At 41.6% G+C, this 16892-nt stretch carries 16 protein-coding genes and 5 tRNA genes; 4 read left to right on the top strand and 17 right to left on the bottom strand.

Features of this window, described 5'->3' with window-relative positions:
* Positions 1–10: 10 nt before the first annotated feature.
* The 13 genes from rplA to rpsU form a co-directional block, all read right to left on the bottom strand.
* Entirely contained in the window at positions 11–709 is a 699-nt protein-coding gene (gene rplA / locus CJF29_RS02200) for a 50S ribosomal protein L1 (protein ID WP_004296360.1), read from the bottom strand.
* Positions 710–724: 15 nt separating this feature from the next.
* A complete protein-coding gene (gene rplK / locus CJF29_RS02195) occupies positions 725–1168 on the bottom strand; it encodes a 50S ribosomal protein L11 (protein WP_004296361.1) in 444 nt (147 codons plus the stop codon).
* A 61-nt stretch (positions 1169–1229) separates the two neighbouring features.
* On the bottom strand, positions 1230–1772 hold the full coding sequence (gene nusG / locus CJF29_RS02190; protein ID WP_004296362.1) for a transcription termination/antitermination protein NusG: 543 nt from the start codon (positions 1770–1772) through the stop codon (positions 1230–1232).
* Between the two features lie 16 nt (positions 1773–1788).
* Positions 1789–1980: a preprotein translocase subunit SecE gene (gene secE / locus CJF29_RS02185; protein ID WP_004296363.1), complete on the bottom strand. Its 192-nt coding sequence runs from the start codon at positions 1978–1980 to the stop codon at positions 1789–1791.
* A gap of 14 nt (positions 1981–1994) precedes the next feature.
* A tRNA-Trp gene (locus CJF29_RS02180) sits at positions 1995–2067 on the bottom strand.
* Between the two features lie 52 nt (positions 2068–2119).
* The gene (tuf, locus tag CJF29_RS02175; protein ID WP_008997824.1) at positions 2120–3304 is read right to left on the bottom strand and encodes an elongation factor Tu; all 1185 of its coding nucleotides are present in this window, start codon (positions 3302–3304) and stop codon (positions 2120–2122) included.
* A 51-nt stretch (positions 3305–3355) separates the two neighbouring features.
* Positions 3356–3427, bottom strand: a tRNA-Thr gene (locus tag CJF29_RS02170).
* Between the two features lie 10 nt (positions 3428–3437).
* Positions 3438–3510 (bottom strand) — tRNA-Gly (locus CJF29_RS02165).
* A gap of 28 nt (positions 3511–3538) precedes the next feature.
* Positions 3539–3621 (bottom strand) — tRNA-Tyr (locus CJF29_RS02160).
* Positions 3622–3706: 85 nt separating this feature from the next.
* A tRNA-Thr gene (locus CJF29_RS02155) sits at positions 3707–3780 on the bottom strand.
* A 97-nt stretch (positions 3781–3877) separates the two neighbouring features.
* A complete protein-coding gene (hpf, locus tag CJF29_RS02150) occupies positions 3878–4177 on the bottom strand; it encodes a ribosome hibernation-promoting factor, HPF/YfiA family (protein ID WP_004296365.1) in 300 nt (99 codons plus the stop codon).
* Between the two features lie 15 nt (positions 4178–4192).
* Entirely contained in the window at positions 4193–5074 is an 882-nt protein-coding gene (gene xerC, locus CJF29_RS02145) for a tyrosine recombinase XerC (protein WP_099145747.1), read from the bottom strand.
* A 73-nt stretch (positions 5075–5147) separates the two neighbouring features.
* On the bottom strand, positions 5148–5339 hold the full coding sequence (gene rpsU, locus CJF29_RS02140; RefSeq protein WP_002558090.1) for a 30S ribosomal protein S21: 192 nt from the start codon (positions 5337–5339) through the stop codon (positions 5148–5150).
* Positions 5340–5527: 188 nt separating this feature from the next.
* Between rpsU and CJF29_RS02135 the strand changes: the two genes are divergently transcribed.
* The 3 genes from CJF29_RS02135 (at position 5528) to CJF29_RS02125 (ending at position 9512) form a co-directional block, all read left to right on the top strand.
* Positions 5528–7309, top strand: a complete 1782-nt coding sequence (locus CJF29_RS02135; protein WP_074560058.1) for an aminopeptidase P family protein — start codon at positions 5528–5530, stop codon at positions 7307–7309.
* A 173-nt stretch (positions 7310–7482) separates the two neighbouring features.
* The gene (locus tag CJF29_RS02130; protein ID WP_074560055.1) at positions 7483–7995 is read left to right on the top strand and encodes a gamma carbonic anhydrase family protein; all 513 of its coding nucleotides are present in this window, start codon (positions 7483–7485) and stop codon (positions 7993–7995) included.
* A gap of 305 nt (positions 7996–8300) precedes the next feature.
* Positions 8301–9512, top strand: a complete 1212-nt coding sequence (locus CJF29_RS02125) for a TlpA family protein disulfide reductase (RefSeq protein WP_099145746.1) — start codon at positions 8301–8303, stop codon at positions 9510–9512.
* A 188-nt stretch (positions 9513–9700) separates the two neighbouring features.
* Here the strand turns inward: CJF29_RS02125 and CJF29_RS02120 are convergent, their stop codons facing one another.
* Together CJF29_RS02120 and gltX are read right to left on the bottom strand one after the other, a co-directional pair.
* Positions 9701–10924: a 3-deoxy-D-manno-octulosonic acid transferase gene (locus tag CJF29_RS02120; protein WP_074560050.1), complete on the bottom strand. Its 1224-nt coding sequence runs from the start codon at positions 10922–10924 to the stop codon at positions 9701–9703.
* Positions 10925–10937: 13 nt separating this feature from the next.
* Positions 10938–12455: a glutamate--tRNA ligase gene (gene gltX / locus CJF29_RS02115; protein WP_074637435.1), complete on the bottom strand. Its 1518-nt coding sequence runs from the start codon at positions 12453–12455 to the stop codon at positions 10938–10940.
* Between the two features lie 94 nt (positions 12456–12549).
* Here gltX and CJF29_RS02110 point away from each other — a divergent pair, with 94 nt between their 5' ends.
* Entirely contained in the window at positions 12550–14622 is a 2073-nt protein-coding gene (locus tag CJF29_RS02110; protein ID WP_008997818.1) for an HD family phosphohydrolase, read from the top strand.
* Here CJF29_RS02110 and CJF29_RS02105 read toward each other — a convergent pair.
* Both CJF29_RS02105 and CJF29_RS02100 read right to left on the bottom strand, forming a co-directional pair.
* On the bottom strand, positions 14597–15067 hold the full coding sequence (locus tag CJF29_RS02105) for a low molecular weight protein-tyrosine-phosphatase (RefSeq protein ID WP_004296375.1): 471 nt from the start codon (positions 15065–15067) through the stop codon (positions 14597–14599). The genes CJF29_RS02110 and CJF29_RS02105 overlap by 26 nt on opposite strands.
* A 17-nt stretch (positions 15068–15084) precedes the next feature.
* Complete coding sequence (locus CJF29_RS02100; protein ID WP_099145745.1) at positions 15085–16881, bottom strand: DUF4091 domain-containing protein; 1797 nt, start codon at positions 16879–16881, stop codon at positions 15085–15087.
* Positions 16882–16892: the final 11 nt, after the last annotated feature.

The raw sequence follows: 16892 nt of genomic DNA, 5'->3' as shown, positions 1-16892 counted from the left end.
CTCTGTTTTATTAGATTTCATCCACTGATTTCGGGTCGATCTTAATACCCGCACTCATTGTACTAGAAAGATAAATACTCTTAATATATGTACCCTTTGCTGCGGTCGGTTTCAGTTTGTTCAGAGTAGAGATGAACTCTTTCGCATTGTCGCGAATCTGATCAGGACTGAATGATACCTTACCGATAGAAGTGTGAACAATACCGCTCTTATCAACCTTAAAGTCAATTTTACCTTGTTTTACTTCTTTTACAGCCTTAGCAACATCCATAGTTACAGTACCACTCTTAGGGTTCGGCATCAATCCACGAGGACCGAGTACACGACCGAGTGCACCAATTTTACCCATGATAGATGGCATAGTGATGATTACATCAATATCAGTCCATCCACCTTTGATCTTTTCAATATATTCGTCAAGACCAACATAGTCAGCACCTGCTTCTTTTGCAGCAGCTTCAGCATCCGGTGTACAAAGTACCAACACACGCACTTCTTTACCAGTACCATGAGGAAGTGAAACAACACCTCTCACCATCTGGTTAGCTTTACGTGGGTCAACACCTAAACGTACATCAATATCCAGTGAAGCATCAAACTTGGAAAAAGTGATTTCTTTTACCAAAGATGCAGCTTCTTTCAGTGAGTATGCTTTCCCTGCTTCAATCTTTTCTGCAGCTAACTTTTGATTTTTTGTCAGTTTACCCATTACAATTGAAGTTTATTAGTTATTAACCGGGAACTCCCCTTTTACAGCGATACCCATACTTCTAGCTGTACCTGCAACCATTCTCATGGCAGCTTCCACAGTAAAACAGTTCAAGTCAACCATTTTGTCCTGAGCAATCGTACGAACCTGTTCCCAAGTAAGCTCGGCAACTTTCTTACGGTTAGGCTCAGCAGAACCACTCTTTACCTTAGCTACTTCAAGTAATTGAATAGCAACGGGAGGAGTCTTGATTACAAAATCGAAAGACTTATCTGCGTAGTAAGTAATGATAACAGGTAAAATCTTACCTGCTTTGTCTTGGGTTCTGGCATTGAATTGCTTGCAAAATTCCATGATATTAATACCCTTAGAACCCAAAGCAGGTCCAACGGGAGGTGATGGATTTGCAGCGCCTCCTTTAATCTGTAACTTGATTAGTCCAGCAACTTCTTTAGCCATTTTTTTATTGATTTATATATAAACATTAAACGAAGAACAACAACAGCGTAACAATTCCGTGTTATTCCTTTTCCACTTGCATAAAGCCCAATTCAAGCGGAGTTTTGCGCCCGAATATCTTCACCATGACCTTTAGTTTCTTTTTTTCACTATTCACTTCTTCAATGATGCCACTGAATCCGCTGAAAGGTCCAAAAGTAACTTTTACAGTTTCTCCCACTACGTACGGAATATTGAGTTCTTCACCCGTTTCCTGCAGTTCGTCCACTGTACCAAGTATACGATTCACTTCTGATTGTCTGAGAGGCACCGGTTTTTCGGAGCCGCCTAAAAAGCCTATCACATTCGGAGTGTTGCGCAGGTGATGAGCGACCTCACCAACCAAAGCAGCCTCCACTAAAACGTAGCCAGGAAGATAACTTCTTTCCTTCACAATTTTTTTACCATTGCGAACCTGGTAAACTTTTTCAGTAGGAATCAATACCTGAGATACATATTCACCAAGGTCGCTGTTCTTAAGATCAGCTTCAAGATATTCCTTTACCTTAGCTTCTTTTCCACTAATAGCACGCAGAACGTACCATTTCTTTTCAATCTCAGCCATTTTCAATTCCTAATTTTTAATGTGGATAAACGATTTTTTCCATGAAGTTCTGGAAACAGACATCCATACCCCATACTACCAATGCAATAAGCAGGGAAGCATATAAAACAACTACTGCACTGTTAGCAAGTTCAGAATACGTAGGCCACGATACTTTATGTACAAGTTCGTCGTAAGATTCTTTAATATAAGCTATTACCTTTTTCATTTCAATAATATTAGCACGGGAGGAGAGGCTCGAACTCCCGACACCCGGTTTTGGAGACCGGTGCTCTACCAACTGAGCTACTCCCGTGTGTACATAATCAGTTCCCGATGAAAACCGGGAACTGATTAATTATTGTGTATTAGTCGATAATTTCAGTAATCTGACCAGCACCTACCGTACGTCCACCTTCGCGGATAGCGAAACGAAGACCCGGGTTCAATGCTACTGGGTAAATCAACTCAACTGTAATAGTTACGTTATCACCCGGCATTACCATTTCTGTTCCTTCCGGCAAAGTGATTTCACCTGTACAGTCCATAGTACGCAAGTAGAACTGAGGACGGTATTTGTTGTGGAACGGAGTGTGACGACCACCTTCTTCTTTCTTCAAGATATAAACCTCTGCTTTGAATTTAGAGTGCGGTTTAATCTGACCTGGTTTACAAAGAACCATACCACGTTTGATTTCGTTCTTGTCAACACCACGAAGCAAAAGACCTACGTTGTCACCAGCTTCACCTTGATCCAACAGTTTACGGAACATTTCAACACCAGTTACAACTGATTTCTTATCTTCACCTAAACCAAGGATTTCGATTTCATCACCAACGTGGATGATACCTGTTTCGATACGACCTGTTGCTACAGTACCACGACCTGTGATAGAGAACACGTCTTCAACCGGCATCAAGAAAGGTTTATCAACATCGCGCGGAGGAAGTGGAATCCAAGTATCAACTGCATCCATCAGTTCCATAACTTTGTCTTCCCATTTTTCAACACCGTTCAATGCGCCAAGAGCAGAACCACGGATGATAGGAGTATTGTCACCGTCGAAATCATAGAATGAAAGAAGTTCTCTCATTTCCATTTCAACGAGTTCCAACATTTCTTCGTCGTCTACCATATCGCATTTGTTCAAGAATACAACCAGACGAGGTACGTTTACCTGACGAGCCAACAGAATGTGTTCGCGAGTTTGAGGCATCGGACCATCAGTTGCAGCACAAACGATGATAGCACCGTCCATCTGAGCAGCACCAGTAACCATATTCTTTACGTAGTCGGCGTGACCCGGACAGTCTACGTGTGCATAGTGACGGTTAGCTGTTTGATATTCAACGTGAGAAGTATTGATAGTAATACCTCTTTCTTTTTCTTCAGGAGCGTTGTCGATAGAATCGAAAGAACGCAATTCTGAAAGACCTTTTTTTGCCAACACTGTAGTGATAGCAGCTGTCAACGTTGTCTTACCGTGGTCTACGTGACCGATTGTACCAATGTTTACATGCGGTTTGGTACGTTCAAATTTCTCTTTAGCCATAGCTTTACTTGTTATTTATTTGATTAATAATCAGCATTTACATCCTTTATGAGCTGTTACCGGGACTTGAACCCGGGACCTCTTCCTTACCAAGGAAGTGCTCTACCACTGAGCTATAACAGCAAGAAAAGAGAGCGGAAGACGGGGCTCAAACCCGCGACCCTCAGCTTGGAAGGCTAATGCTCTATCAACTGAGCTACTTCCGCATTCTTGCCAAAGTTGTCACTCTGATTGTGGGCAAAGATGGATTCGAACCACCGAAGGCGTAAGCCAGCAGATTTACAGTCTGCCCCATTTGGCCACTCTGGTATTTGCCCTTTTCAAAATCAAGAAATAAAAGAACTATTTTCAAACAATATGATAAAGACAGATGTTCTATCTTTGTTCTTCGGTTTCTTTTTGAGCCTCTTGTCGGATTCGAACCAACGACCCCGAGATTACAAATCACGTGCTCTGGCCAACTGAGCTAAAGAGGCAAACTTACTAAAAAATGCAACCGTCACGTTCTAACGCGAGCGAAACGGCTGCAAATTTAGTTATTTATTTCTTTCCCGCAAAATATTTGGGATTTTTTTATTTGCTACGTTGCTTTTCCTTGTATTTAACCAGTTGTTTTACGAGTGCTTCCACATCTAAATCAATTGCCTCTTCAAATGTATCACACACTTTGCTTGCATAAAACTCCCCATTGGGGATTAATATTTTAATGCCTGCTTCTTTATTTTCAGCAACTTCCGGTTTTACTACCTTTAATGACACCTCTACTTTCTTTATATCTTCGTAATATTTTTCCAACTTGGACACTTTCTTCTGAATAAATGCCTGCAATTGCTCTGACGCATCAAAGTGAATTGATTGAATTCTAACATCCATACTTACCTCCTTTTTTTAAGCTCTTGGATGAGCTTGTTTATACACTTTTTTAAGTTCTTCAAATGTGGCATGCGTATAGATCTCGGTAGTCGTAATACTCTCGTGACCCAAAAGTTCTTTTACCGCGCCCAGCTCTGCTTCATTATTCAGCATTGTGGTAGCAAAAGTATGCCTCAACACGTGAGGACTCCTTTTCTTCAGCGTTGCCACCTTTGACAGGTTCCGTTTCACTAAATTATAGACCAGATTCTTATAAAGTCGTTCGCCATTCTCTCTAATAAAGAAAGCCTCCGACCTTTCCGGAATCGTTTCGTTTCTTACATTAATATATTCAAGCATCAACTCCCGCAGTTCATCACCGAACGGTATCAGTCGTTGCTTATTTCTTTTCCCGGTCACTTTCAGAAGAGAAGCCGAAAAATCCACATCCTTATCATCCAAACCTATTAATTCCGAAAGTCTCATGCCAGTAGCATAAAACACTTCAATCACCAACCGGTCCCGACAACCTTTAAATCCTTCGCCAAAATCCGTATCATCCAATAACCGATTCATTTCGTTCTCTTTTAAGAACACAGGCAACGGCTTTTTGTTTTTAGGTCCTTTTATTTTACGCAAAGGATCTATAGTCGTTTCTCCCTGCCTCAAGAGATACTTGTAAAACGTTCGGAGCGAACTTAGCTTACGATTTACAGAAGTTGAGGTATACCCTTTATCCATCAATGAAACAATCCATTCACGAATCAGTTCCGCCTCGACCTCTAACGGATTAAATTTTCCATACTCTTCCTGAGCAAACTCCTGCAGTTGCTTTATATCTTCACCGTACGCAAGAACGGTTTTTTCAGAATAGTTCCGCTCATACTGGAGATAATCAAGAAAAGATTCTATCAACATAATATCGCTACATCTAAAATCGTGCAACGAATGTATGAAAAGAATTCAATAATTCAAAGGAAATTACGAATTATTAATCTTCTACTTGCTGAAGTTGTTGTACGTAAACTGCGCGTTCTTTCTTAAGTCTTTTAGTTACAGACGGTTTATCAAACTGCTGTCTGCTTCTCAATTCTTTTACGATGCCAGTTTTCTCAAATTTTCTTTTGAACTTCTTCAGCGCTTTTTCAATGTTTTCGCCTTCTTTTACAGGTACTACAATCATTTTGTTATTATTAATATGTTATGATTAAAAAAATTCCGCAGTCAAATTGCGCCGCAAAATTACACATACTTTCTTTATTCACAAAACTTTCGGCAAATATTTCTCAAAAACTATTCATAAACAAGTCATTAAATGCGGAAAGTTAGTACCTTTGAAACACTTACATGTCTATAATAATATAATAAGGTATGAAACAGAACATAAAAGAACGAGTACATGCTTTGCGCATGACATTCCATCCCAATTACATCAAAGCATTCATTATCCCCAGCACCGACCCTCATCTTAGTGAGTATGTGGCTCCCCACTGGATGTCACGCGAATGGATTTCCGGTTTTACGGGTTCTGCAGGAACAGCGGTCATCCTGATGGACAAAGCGGGATTATGGACCGACTCACGTTACTTCCTTCAGGCAGCGAAAGAACTGGAAGGGAGCGGCATCACACTCTACAAAGAGATGCTGCCGGAAACTCCAAGCATAACAGAGTTTCTCTGCCAGCACTTAAAACCCGGAGAATCTGTAAGCATTGACGGGAAAATGTTCTCCGTGCAACAGGTAGAACAAATGAAAGAAGAACTAGCGGCACATCAGTTACAGGTAGATATATTTGGAGATCCATTAAAAAATATCTGGAAAGACCGTCCCTCCATACCTGACTCTCCAGCCTTTATTTATGATATCAAATATGCAGGAAAAAGCTGCGAAGAAAAAATATCCGCCATCCGTGCGGAGTTGAAGAAGAAAGGCGTCTATGCTTTATTCATATCTGCACTGGACGAAATAGCATGGACTCTCAATCTACGAGGAAACGATGTACATTGCAATCCAGTTATAGTGAGCTACCTGTTAATTACACAGGACGAGGTGACTTACTTCATTTCACCGGAAAAAGTGACACCGGAGGTCAAAACTTACCTGAAGAAACAACAAATAGGAATACAGAAATATGATGAGGTAGAGACATTCCTGAATTCTTTCCCCGGAGAAAATATTCTTATTGATCCACGGAAAACGAATTATGCGATTTACTCGGCCATTAATCCGAAATGTTCCATTATTCGTGGCGAGTCTCCCGTCACATTATTGAAAGCCATTCGTAATGAACAGGAAATAGCCGGCATCCATGCTGCCATGCAACGGGATGGAGTGGCACTTGTCAGATTCCTCAAGTGGCTGGAAGAATCTGTATCCACCGGAGAAGAAACTGAATTAAGTATAGATAAAAAGCTGCATGAATTCAGAGCAGCACAGCCCCTCTACATGGGAGAAAGTTTCGACACCATTGCAGGATATAAAGAGCACGGAGCAATCGTGCATTATTCGGCAACGCCGGAAAGCGATGTAACTCTTCAGCCTAAAGGATTCCTACTCTTAGATTCAGGGGCACAATACTTGGACGGAACCACTGACATCACTCGTACCATCGCATTAGGCGAACTGACGGAAGAGGAAAAGACGGATTATACCTTAATATTAAAGGGACACATAGCATTGGCTATGGCTAAATTCCCAGCCGGAACCCGTGGTGCGCAACTCGATGTACTGGCGCGTATCCCTATCTGGAATCACAGAATGAACTTTCTCCATGGCACAGGGCACGGCGTCGGGCATTTCTTGAGTGTACACGAAGGCCCACAAAGTATTCGTATGAATGAAAACCCTGTAATTCTCCAGCCCGGTATGGTTACATCCAACGAACCTGGTGTTTATAAGGCAGGCAGTCACGGGATACGTACGGAGAATCTGACGTTAGTCTGCAAAGATGGAGAGGGAATGTTTGGAGAATATCTTAAATTTGAGACTATCACTTTATGTCCTATCTGCAAAAAGGGGATCATCAAGGAGATGTTGACAAAGGAGGAAATCGAATGGCTGAATAATTACCATCAGACTGTCTACGAAAAGCTATCTCCAGATCTTAACGAGGAAGAAAAAGTCTGGCTACAGGAAGCTACCACTTCTATTTAAGAAATAAGATGTCTGACACCCGGGTGTCAGCATGTCCAACACCCGGATGTCAAGCATACCAAGACCCGGGTGTCAAGCATACCAAGACCCGGGTGTCAGGATGACCGACACCCGGATGTCGGACAACATAATATAGTACCAAATAAAAAACATTATTAAATCAAACAAATCTCATGGCTTTAATAAAATCAGTACGCGGATTCACTCCCGAAATCGGAGAAAACTGTTTTCTCGCAGATAACGCAACTATTATAGGAGATGTAAAAATAGGAAATGATTGTAGCATCTGGTTTAGTACCGTATTAAGAGGGGATGTCAACTCTATACGAATCGGCAATGGCGTTAACATCCAAGACGGAAGTGTTTTGCATACATTATACCAGAAATCGACTATTGAAATAGGCGACCATGTATCTGTAGGACACAATGTCACGATCCATGGGGCAACTATCAAAGACTATGCTCTAGTTGGAATGGGATCAACCATCCTGGACCATGCCGTAGTAGGAGAAGGCGCAATTGTTGCTGCCGGTTCATTGGTATTAAGCAATACCATTATTGCACCCGGAAGCATCTGGGGAGGAGTACCTGCCAAGTTTATCAAAAACGTAGACCCTGAGCAAGCCAAAGAACTTAATCAGAAGATCGCTCACAATTATCTGATGTATTCTCAATGGTATAAGTAGAAGATAAACATCAGATAACTAAACAGATATAAAATGAGAGATACATTTCAAAACAAGTATCTCTCATTTTTTATCCACCTAATAACATTCATATAATTATTTCTCATTCTATTTTTAGCTGTCTCCCATCATTCTCCCGCTATATTATTTGACTCCAACCAATCCATTCTGTTGAGTTATTCATATTTTTTCCACATTCAAGTTATTTAACCTATTGGATATAGATAAATTACGAATTATTCGTAGATTTGTAAATCCGTCAAAGTAACACACATAATATAGAAACATATAACCCTACATCATTTATGAGAATAAAACAACTACTTATCATCTTCTTTCTTCCGGCACTGCCCACCATCTATGCCCAAAACTCTGGAAAAGAATATTTAAAGAAGGTACTTACCAAACTGGGAAAGATTGAATCCGCCACATATAACATCACTAATGAAAGCTGGCAGCATGGCGATTCAACAGCATTATCCATCCTGCATGGATTCGTTAAAGAATACAATAATCCCATGGACTCGACCATAGGTGCAAGTTATGTTTCACTGGATGCCAATGATACAACAAAGATGGATTTTTATTATGACGGTAACATAAGAGCATTGACCTATCATGATAACAAAAAATTAGTAATTGATGATTTTACATTCAGGCCACTTCCTTTTAGACCAGTGAGCCCTCCATTCTTCAACCACGCAAAAAACATCATCCAATATGCGCTTACTACCAAAGATCATACTACACTAGAACTAAAAGATGAAGGCAATGATTACTATTTCAAATTAGTAATTGACGAAAATCAGCAGGTTGAATTCTTTGGAAAAGCTTATCACCTGCCTCTTCCTCCATTCGACATTGGCAATACGACTTCCATATACGAACTATGGATTGATAAATCGAACGATCTACCTTATAAGAAACGAAGAGAAATGTCCCATGACATTAGCGTTTCAACGTGTTCGGATCTTCAGATTAATAATTTAGCAATCAACGATTTCAATACAGCTCATTATTTCCCGGAAGATTATGAAATAGTAAAATACAGCGACCTCCATAAGAAAGACGGAGATTCATCAGCCTCCGAACTTATCGGTAGAAAAGCTCCCGCCTGGATATTAGAAAACATAGAAGCACAACCCGTATCATTAGCCGACTGCAAAAGCAAAATCATACTAATCAACTTCACCGGTATTGGTTGTGGTGCTTGTCAAGCAGCTATTCCTTTTTTAAAACAGTTAAAAGATTCATTCAATAGTGAAGAATTTGATCTCATTGCCATAGAATCCTGGAGTCGAAAAACATCTGCTATCCGGAACTATGCAAACCGAAAGGAACTGAATTATATCATTCTAAATGCAACCAATGAGGTTATCAAACAATATCAGACAGGTGGTGCTGCTCCTTACTTTTTCATTATGGGCCATGAGCGAATTATACGAAAAGTCATCAGAGGTTATAGTAAAGAGAATACTGATAAAGAAATAATAAATGCAATAAAAGAACTACTATGAGAAAGTTAGAAGTCAACAAATAAAGTGCCTAGCTACCAATATAGAAAAACAATGAGAAGTGTGCCAAAACTCCTTAATAAACGAAGAATCACCTTTATTACAATTATCTGTGGTAAAGGTGATTCTTCGTTTATTAAGGTTTTGTATTGCCCTCTTATATCGAATTCACATTGATCTACACTATATATTTAGAAATTAATCATGTGCATAATCTTTTCTGTAGCCCCGGCATTACTAGTCACATAATAACCGGCATTTGTTCCTGTTTCACGCAAGAACAATTCATCCGTCAGGAAACGATCCAGCAAAGTTTTCAGCTCATCATAGTCTTTGATAGAATAAGCACCTTTTGCTTCCAGCAATTGAACAGCCTCCATGAATTTCTGATACTTCGGTCCGAAAATCACCGGAATACCATATACAGCCGCTTCCAAGGTGTTGTGGATTCCTACCCCGAAACCACCACCGATATAAGCTATTTCACCATAGCGGTAAATAGAGGATAACAGACCGAAGCAGTCTATTATAAGGCAATCCGCTTTCAATACATTTCTTTCGTCAGCACGGGTATAGCGCACATACGGACGTTTCAATTTACCGATGATCTCAACCAGGTGATTCTCATCGATCACATGCGGAGCAATAATCAGTTTCATTTCCGGATGATTATTGAAATATTCGAGGAATAAATCCTCATCAGGCCCCCATGAGCTTCCTGCAACAAAAGTAAAAGAATTGTCTCCTTTAAATTTCTCCACCAACGGGAGCTCTTTAGCCTCTTCGCGGATTTGCAGTACACGGTCAAAACGGGTATCCCCCACCACTGTCACACGACTAATGCCGATTTTTGACAAATAACGTTTGGATGCCTCATTCTGAACAAACAGATGATCGAAATCTTTCAAGACATTGCGATAAGTGCCACCATACCATTTAAAGAATATTTGTTCGCGACGGAAGATAGACGACACACTATATACCGGAATACGGCGCTTGTGAAGCTCATCCAGATAATTCTTCCAAAACTCATATTTGATAAAGAACGCCATGCAAGGATTTGCAATATCCAGGAACTTCTTCACATTCCTCGGCTTATCAAACGGCAGATAACAAACAATATCCGCCCCCCGGTAATGCTTGCGCACTTCATAACCGGAAGGAGAGAAAAATGTCAGCAATATCTTATAGTTAGGATATTTCTCACGAATCATTTCTATCAGAGGGCGTCCTTGTTCAAACTCCCCCAGTGAAGCAGCGTGAAACCAAATATACTGTTCCCCTTTTTCCACTTGTTGGCGTAAGAGTTCATACACCACCCAATGCCCCTTCATCATCTTCCGGGGCTTGCGGCTAAACGGAGCAGCCAAATGGACGATAAAGTCATAAATGACTATTGCCAGGTCGTAAAGCATAGTACTGTGTCGATTACTTCAAAACCTCTACCGCTCGCTTCATACGAGCTATCGTCTCCTCTTTACCCAATACCCAGGAAATATCGAACATGTGCGGGCCTTTTCCTTCACCCACCAATGTCAGACGGAAAGCATTCATGATATTACCGGTATGGTAACCTTTCTCCGCAATCCAGTCCATAACGACTTTTTCCTGTCCTTCAATGCTAAAATCTTCAATACCGGCAATCACTTCTGCCAATTCGGTCATACATTTGGCAGAATCTTCTTTCCAGCGTTTCTTCACCGTCTTTTCATCATATTCTGTAGGAGCCACAAAGAAGAAGCTACATACATCCCACAGTTCTTTAATGAAACTTACCCGGTCTTTCATCATGCCAACCACAGTCACTACCTTTTCGAAAGGAGCTTCTACGCCTTGTTCTTTCAAGAAAGGTAAGAACAGTTCCGCAATTTCTTCGTTAGGTTTCTGCTGTATATATTGATGATTGAACCATATCCCTTTTTTATAGTCGAACTTAGCTCCCGACTTGCTGCAACGGTGAAGATCAAACAATTTAATCAATTCGTCCATCGACATCACTTCCAGATCATTACCCGGATTCCATCCCAATAAAGCCAAGAAATTAATCACAGCTTCAGGTAAATAACCGGATTCGCGATAACCTGAAGAAATTTCTCCGGATTTCGGATCGTGCCATTCCAATGGGAATACTGGGAATCCGAGACGGTCACCGTCACGCTTGCTTAATTTTCCATTACCTTCCGGTTTCAATAACAAAGGCAGGTGAGCAAATTCCGGCATCGTATCTTCCCAACCGAAAGCACGGTACAACAACACATGCAAAGGAGCGGAAGGCAACCATTCTTCACCACGAATCACGTGGGAAACTTCCATCAAATGGTCATCCACGATATTTGCCAAATGGTAAGTAGGCAGTTCGTCAGCCGATTTATAAAGCACTTTGTCATCCAGAATAGATGAGTTGATTACTACTTCGCCACGAATCAGGTCATTTACATGTATATCTTCATTCGGTTCGATTTTGAAACGAACAACATATTGTTTGCCTTCAGCAATCAGTGCATCCACTTCTTCTTTCGGCATAGTTAATGAATTGCGCATCATACCACGGGTAGATGCATCATATTGGAAGTTAGCAATTTCAGCACGCTTAGCGTCCAGTTCCTCCGGAGTATCAAAAGCGATGTAAGCTTTTCCATTTTCCAGCAAAATCTGCACATATTTCTTGTAGATTTCGCGGCGCTCCGACTGACGGTACGGACCACACTCACCACCGAAACTCACTCCCTCGTCAAAGTGGATACCCAGCCACTTAAAAGATTCGAGTATATACTCTTCCGCTCCCGGAACAAACCGGTTAGAGTCAGTGTCTTCAATACGAAATATCAAGTCTCCGCCGTGTTGACGTGCAAATAGATAATTATACAAAGCTGTACGCACACCACCGATGTGCAATGCTCCCGTAGGACTTGGAGCAAAACGAACTCTTACTTTTCTTTCTGCCATAATTTGGGTTAGTATAGGTAAATCGTGGCAAAATTAAACCTTTTTTTCCACACTATTGTTTTTTTTTGTACTTTTCGCAAAAATTTCAGTGGATATGGAACATTTGAAGAAGAAAAAAAGATTTTCATGGAGAGATTTACTATATAAATCACTGCTGTTTGTAGGCACTGTGGCGCTGATTGTTTATTTCCTGCCACGTGACGGAAAATTCAATTACCAGTTCGACATCAACAAGCCCTGGAAATACGGACAGTTGATCGCTACTTTCGACTTTCCTATTTATAAAGAGGATGCAGTGGTAAAAAGGGAACAAGATAGCCTGATGGCTTTCTTCCAACCTTATTATCAACTGGATAAAAATATAGAAAAAGACGCAATCGCCAAGCTGAAAGAGAATTACCATACGAATCTGAAAGGTATTCTCCCTTCCATCGATTATTTGCGGTACATTGAGCGCACTTTAAAAGAAATCTATCAGGCAGGCATCGTTTCGACAGAGAATATACAGCAGCTTCACAAAGACAGCACTTCATCTGTCATGGTGATTGATGATAAACTGGCTAATCCACAGGCTACCGAGAATCTTTACACGGTAAAAAAAGCCTATGAGCACTTGCTGTCGGCAGACTCCACTCATTTCAACCGGGAAATTTTAAGGCAATGCTCACTGAACGAATACATCACTCCCAACCTGACCTTTGACGAGGAACGTACCCAAGCTGCCAAAGAAGAAATCCTGAACAACTATTCCTGGGCAAACGGATTAGTAGTCAGCGGGCAAAAGATTATTGACCGGGGGGAAATCATCAGCCCGCATACCTATAATATCTTGGAGTCATTACGCAAAGAATCCATCAAACGGAATGAGTCCATGGGACAGAACCGTCTGATTCTCGGCGGACAGATTCTGTTTGTAGGAATGCTGATGCTTTGTTTTATGCTTTATCTCGACCTGTTCCGAAAAGACTACTATCAACGAAAAGGCAGTCTGTCATTGCTATTCACGTTGATTGTATTTTACAGTGTCATAACCGCTTTCATGGTAACACATAATCTATTTAATGTGTATATCATCCCGTACGCGATGCTACCCATTATCATCCGCGTCTTTCTTGATTCGAGGACTGCTTTCCTGACGCATGTCATCACTATATTGATATGCTCCATATCCTTACGCTTTCCGCATGAATTCATCCTGACACAGTTGGCAGCAGGATTGGTGGCGATATTCAGTCTAAGAGAGCTATCGCAAAGGTCCCAACTTTTCCGGACGGCTTTATTGGTTATACTGACTTATGCTGCCATCTACTTCGCCTTCGAATTAATGACAGAGAACGGTCTTTCCACCGACTTTTCGAAGTTGAACATACGAATGTACACTTACTTCATCATCAATGGAATTCTGTTATTATTCACCTATCCTTTACTCTTTTTATTGGAAAAGACTTTCGGATTTACTTCCAATGTAACGTTGGTAGAACTTTCGAATATCAATAATGACCTTTTGCGGCAAATGTCCGAGACGGTTCCAGGAACATTCCAACATTCCATGCAAGTGGCCAATCTTGCTGCGGAAGCAGCCATCCGTATTGGAGCCAAAAGCCAGTTAGTACGTACAGGAGCCTTGTATCATGATATTGGTAAGATGGAAAACCCTGCTTTCTTCACAGAAAATCAGTCAGGAGGAATTAACCCGCATAAGAACCTGAATTACGAACAAAGTGCACAGGTCGTCATCAGTCATGTGACGGATGGATTGAAATTAGCCGATAAACACAATCTGCCTAAAGCCATCAAGGACTTTATCAGCACGCATCATGGACGGGGGAAAACAAAATATTTCTATATTTCCTGGAAGAACGAGCATCCGGACGAAGAGCCGAATGAAGAATTGTTCACTTATCCCGGCCCGAATCCGTTCACCAAAGAACAGGCTATCCTGATGATGGCGGATGCCGTGGAAGCCGCCTCACGCAGTCTTCCGGAATATACAGAAGAAACAATCAGCAACCTGGTCGATAAGATTATCGATTCCCAGGTCACTGAAGGTTACTTTAAAGAATGTCCTATCACTTTCAAGGATATAGCAACAGTGAAAGCTGTGTTCAAAGAAAAACTAAAGATTGCTTATCACACCCGGATCAGTTATCCTGAGTTAAAGAAGTAAGCAAACCTGCGCAAGCATCTTCAAGAACATCAAGTACATATTCAAACCCCTCGGCCCCTCCATAATAGGGGTCGGGGACATGATCTGCAGGAATACGGGTGCAATACTCCGTCATGCGATGAATCTTCTTCCATTCTTCGGGAGAAGGAGCTTTGTCTTTCAAGTCATCTATGTTCCGGTCGTCCATACCGATAATCAGATCAAAATTATAAAAATCTTCCGTACGGACGGGGCGAGAACGATGCACCAATTGATAACCGCGACGGGCTGCATGAGCACGCATCCGGCTATCCGGCAATTCCCCCTGATGATAAGACAGGATTCCGGCAGAATCTATCACAAATTCTTTTTCCAGTCCCGCTTCTTCTATTAAATGAAGCATTACGCCTTCAGCCGTAGAGCTACGGCAGATATTTCCTAAACAGACAAATAATATTTTCTTCATATATACATGATTGTTTCTCAAAATGAGTTCAGTATCTGATTAGCCCGGTTCACGGTTACTGCGGCCGGGATTTCCGGCATACTACCCAAATTGAACGGAGCAAGCATTTTTTCTATTTTCTTTAATCCGGCCTTATTTCCTTTTTTCTCAAATTCCTGACGAAGGATATTGATCTTCTCATGCGCCTGTATGCCTTCAATCAAACGTTCGAAACGAATACAGCTACGAGCTCCCGGATATACAAGATAAGTATCTCCGCCTGCCCAACTGCGGAAACGGGAATCGAGCAGCGGCTCCAATGGCCAGCTGTTATATGCCCAACGCAGATAACCATCCAGATGTTTCTTAGATGAATAATAACTCATCCAGGCTGCTTCTGCAGGATCAGAGAAAGTAAACGTGTTGGGATGGGCTTCCGTACAGCAGGTATAATAATTAGTACGCTTGTTCTCGGCAACACGACGCAGACGCACTTCTTCCGGGAAGTTCTGTCCTATAACAATACAATAATCATATAGATCGGGCTCAATCTCTTCATGATAGTTCCCGGCCAACGATACTTTAAAATCCGGATCAGCTTTACGAATCACTTTCAACGTCTTCTGCATTACTTCCATCGGACGTTCGTCCATCGCAATAGCACAGATATCAAACCATCCCTTTTCTTTCAGATGCTTGGAGAAAGAGGCAAGCATCGCTCCCCACATTTCTTCATAAGCCGCTTCACCCAGTGCAGTTTTCACGAATTGCAAAGAGTTGGTTGCCTGATCGTAGTATTGAAATGACAATTCCCATGGAACCATTGAGTAACAATTAATCTGTTTGTCAATGCCTACACTCATCATAAATTCCACCCAGCGGTCAAAGATAGTATAATCAAAAGCCCATGTTCCATCTGCCCGTTTCATCCAAGTGACCATTGTATCAAAATAATCTTCTGTCTGACCATTCCAAGGCTTGTGCGTCAAAGTAGCCGTGATAATCTTCTGTCCGGCATCTGCCAACATTTTCATTAAAGGACGCATAGCGTCAAAATGCTCCTGACCCCATAAAGGAACCTGATAATAACGTGCCACTGCATAAGGACTTTGCCATAAATCCAAGTGATAAGCCCATTCCGAAGGTTGAGGAAGTTCACGGGAAGAAACGGTAATTTCGAGATTCAGGCGTTGCAATAAACGCGAGCCGTCATTGATTAACAGTTCCCCTTGATAAGTTCCGGGAGTAGCCGATTGAGGAATCCAACACTGCACCCAAACCGGTTGAACAGTACGAGCGGGCAAAGCCATCGTTTTCAGGTTGGTATCAATAGGATCGGCCACCAATAATGAATCATAATCTATAGACTTCCGATGTCCGCAGGCACCTCTCCCATCCTTATTCAATTCATCCGTCATCACATAACGAACAAAACCACCTGTAAATGCACCTTTGGGAAGAATATTTCCCTTTTTGTCTTTAAAATCACCAAAGCTGAAATTCAGGTCTTTCAGTTCTACGCCTGTCCACACAACAGCTTGCGCGTTCACACGTTCGCCACGCCAGCCTTTCAGGGAAACAGTCTGTTGTTTCTTCAACTGCGGGAGTTGATGTTTCGCATACCGGGTATCTGTTGTACCCCAAGAGACTTGAGTGGAAGTCACCGCTGCCCACTCTTTATCAGAAGGTGCAGTAGGATCAGGCAACTCCTGATAAGTCAGTAAAGGGAACTTCGGTTGTCCTGTCGGAACACCACATTGAGTTACTCCCTGCTGGGCAAAAACTGCCCCCACGCTAAAGAGACAAGTCAGAGAAAAAATAGTAAGTCGTTTCATGGTTAGTTAAT

Source organism: Bacteroides celer (assembly GCF_002632415.2).
Taxonomy (GTDB): domain Bacteria; phylum Bacteroidota; class Bacteroidia; order Bacteroidales; family Bacteroidaceae; genus Bacteroides.
The sequence above is the reverse complement of the archived record's forward strand: the minus strand, read 5'-3'. Positions and strand labels throughout refer to the sequence as shown.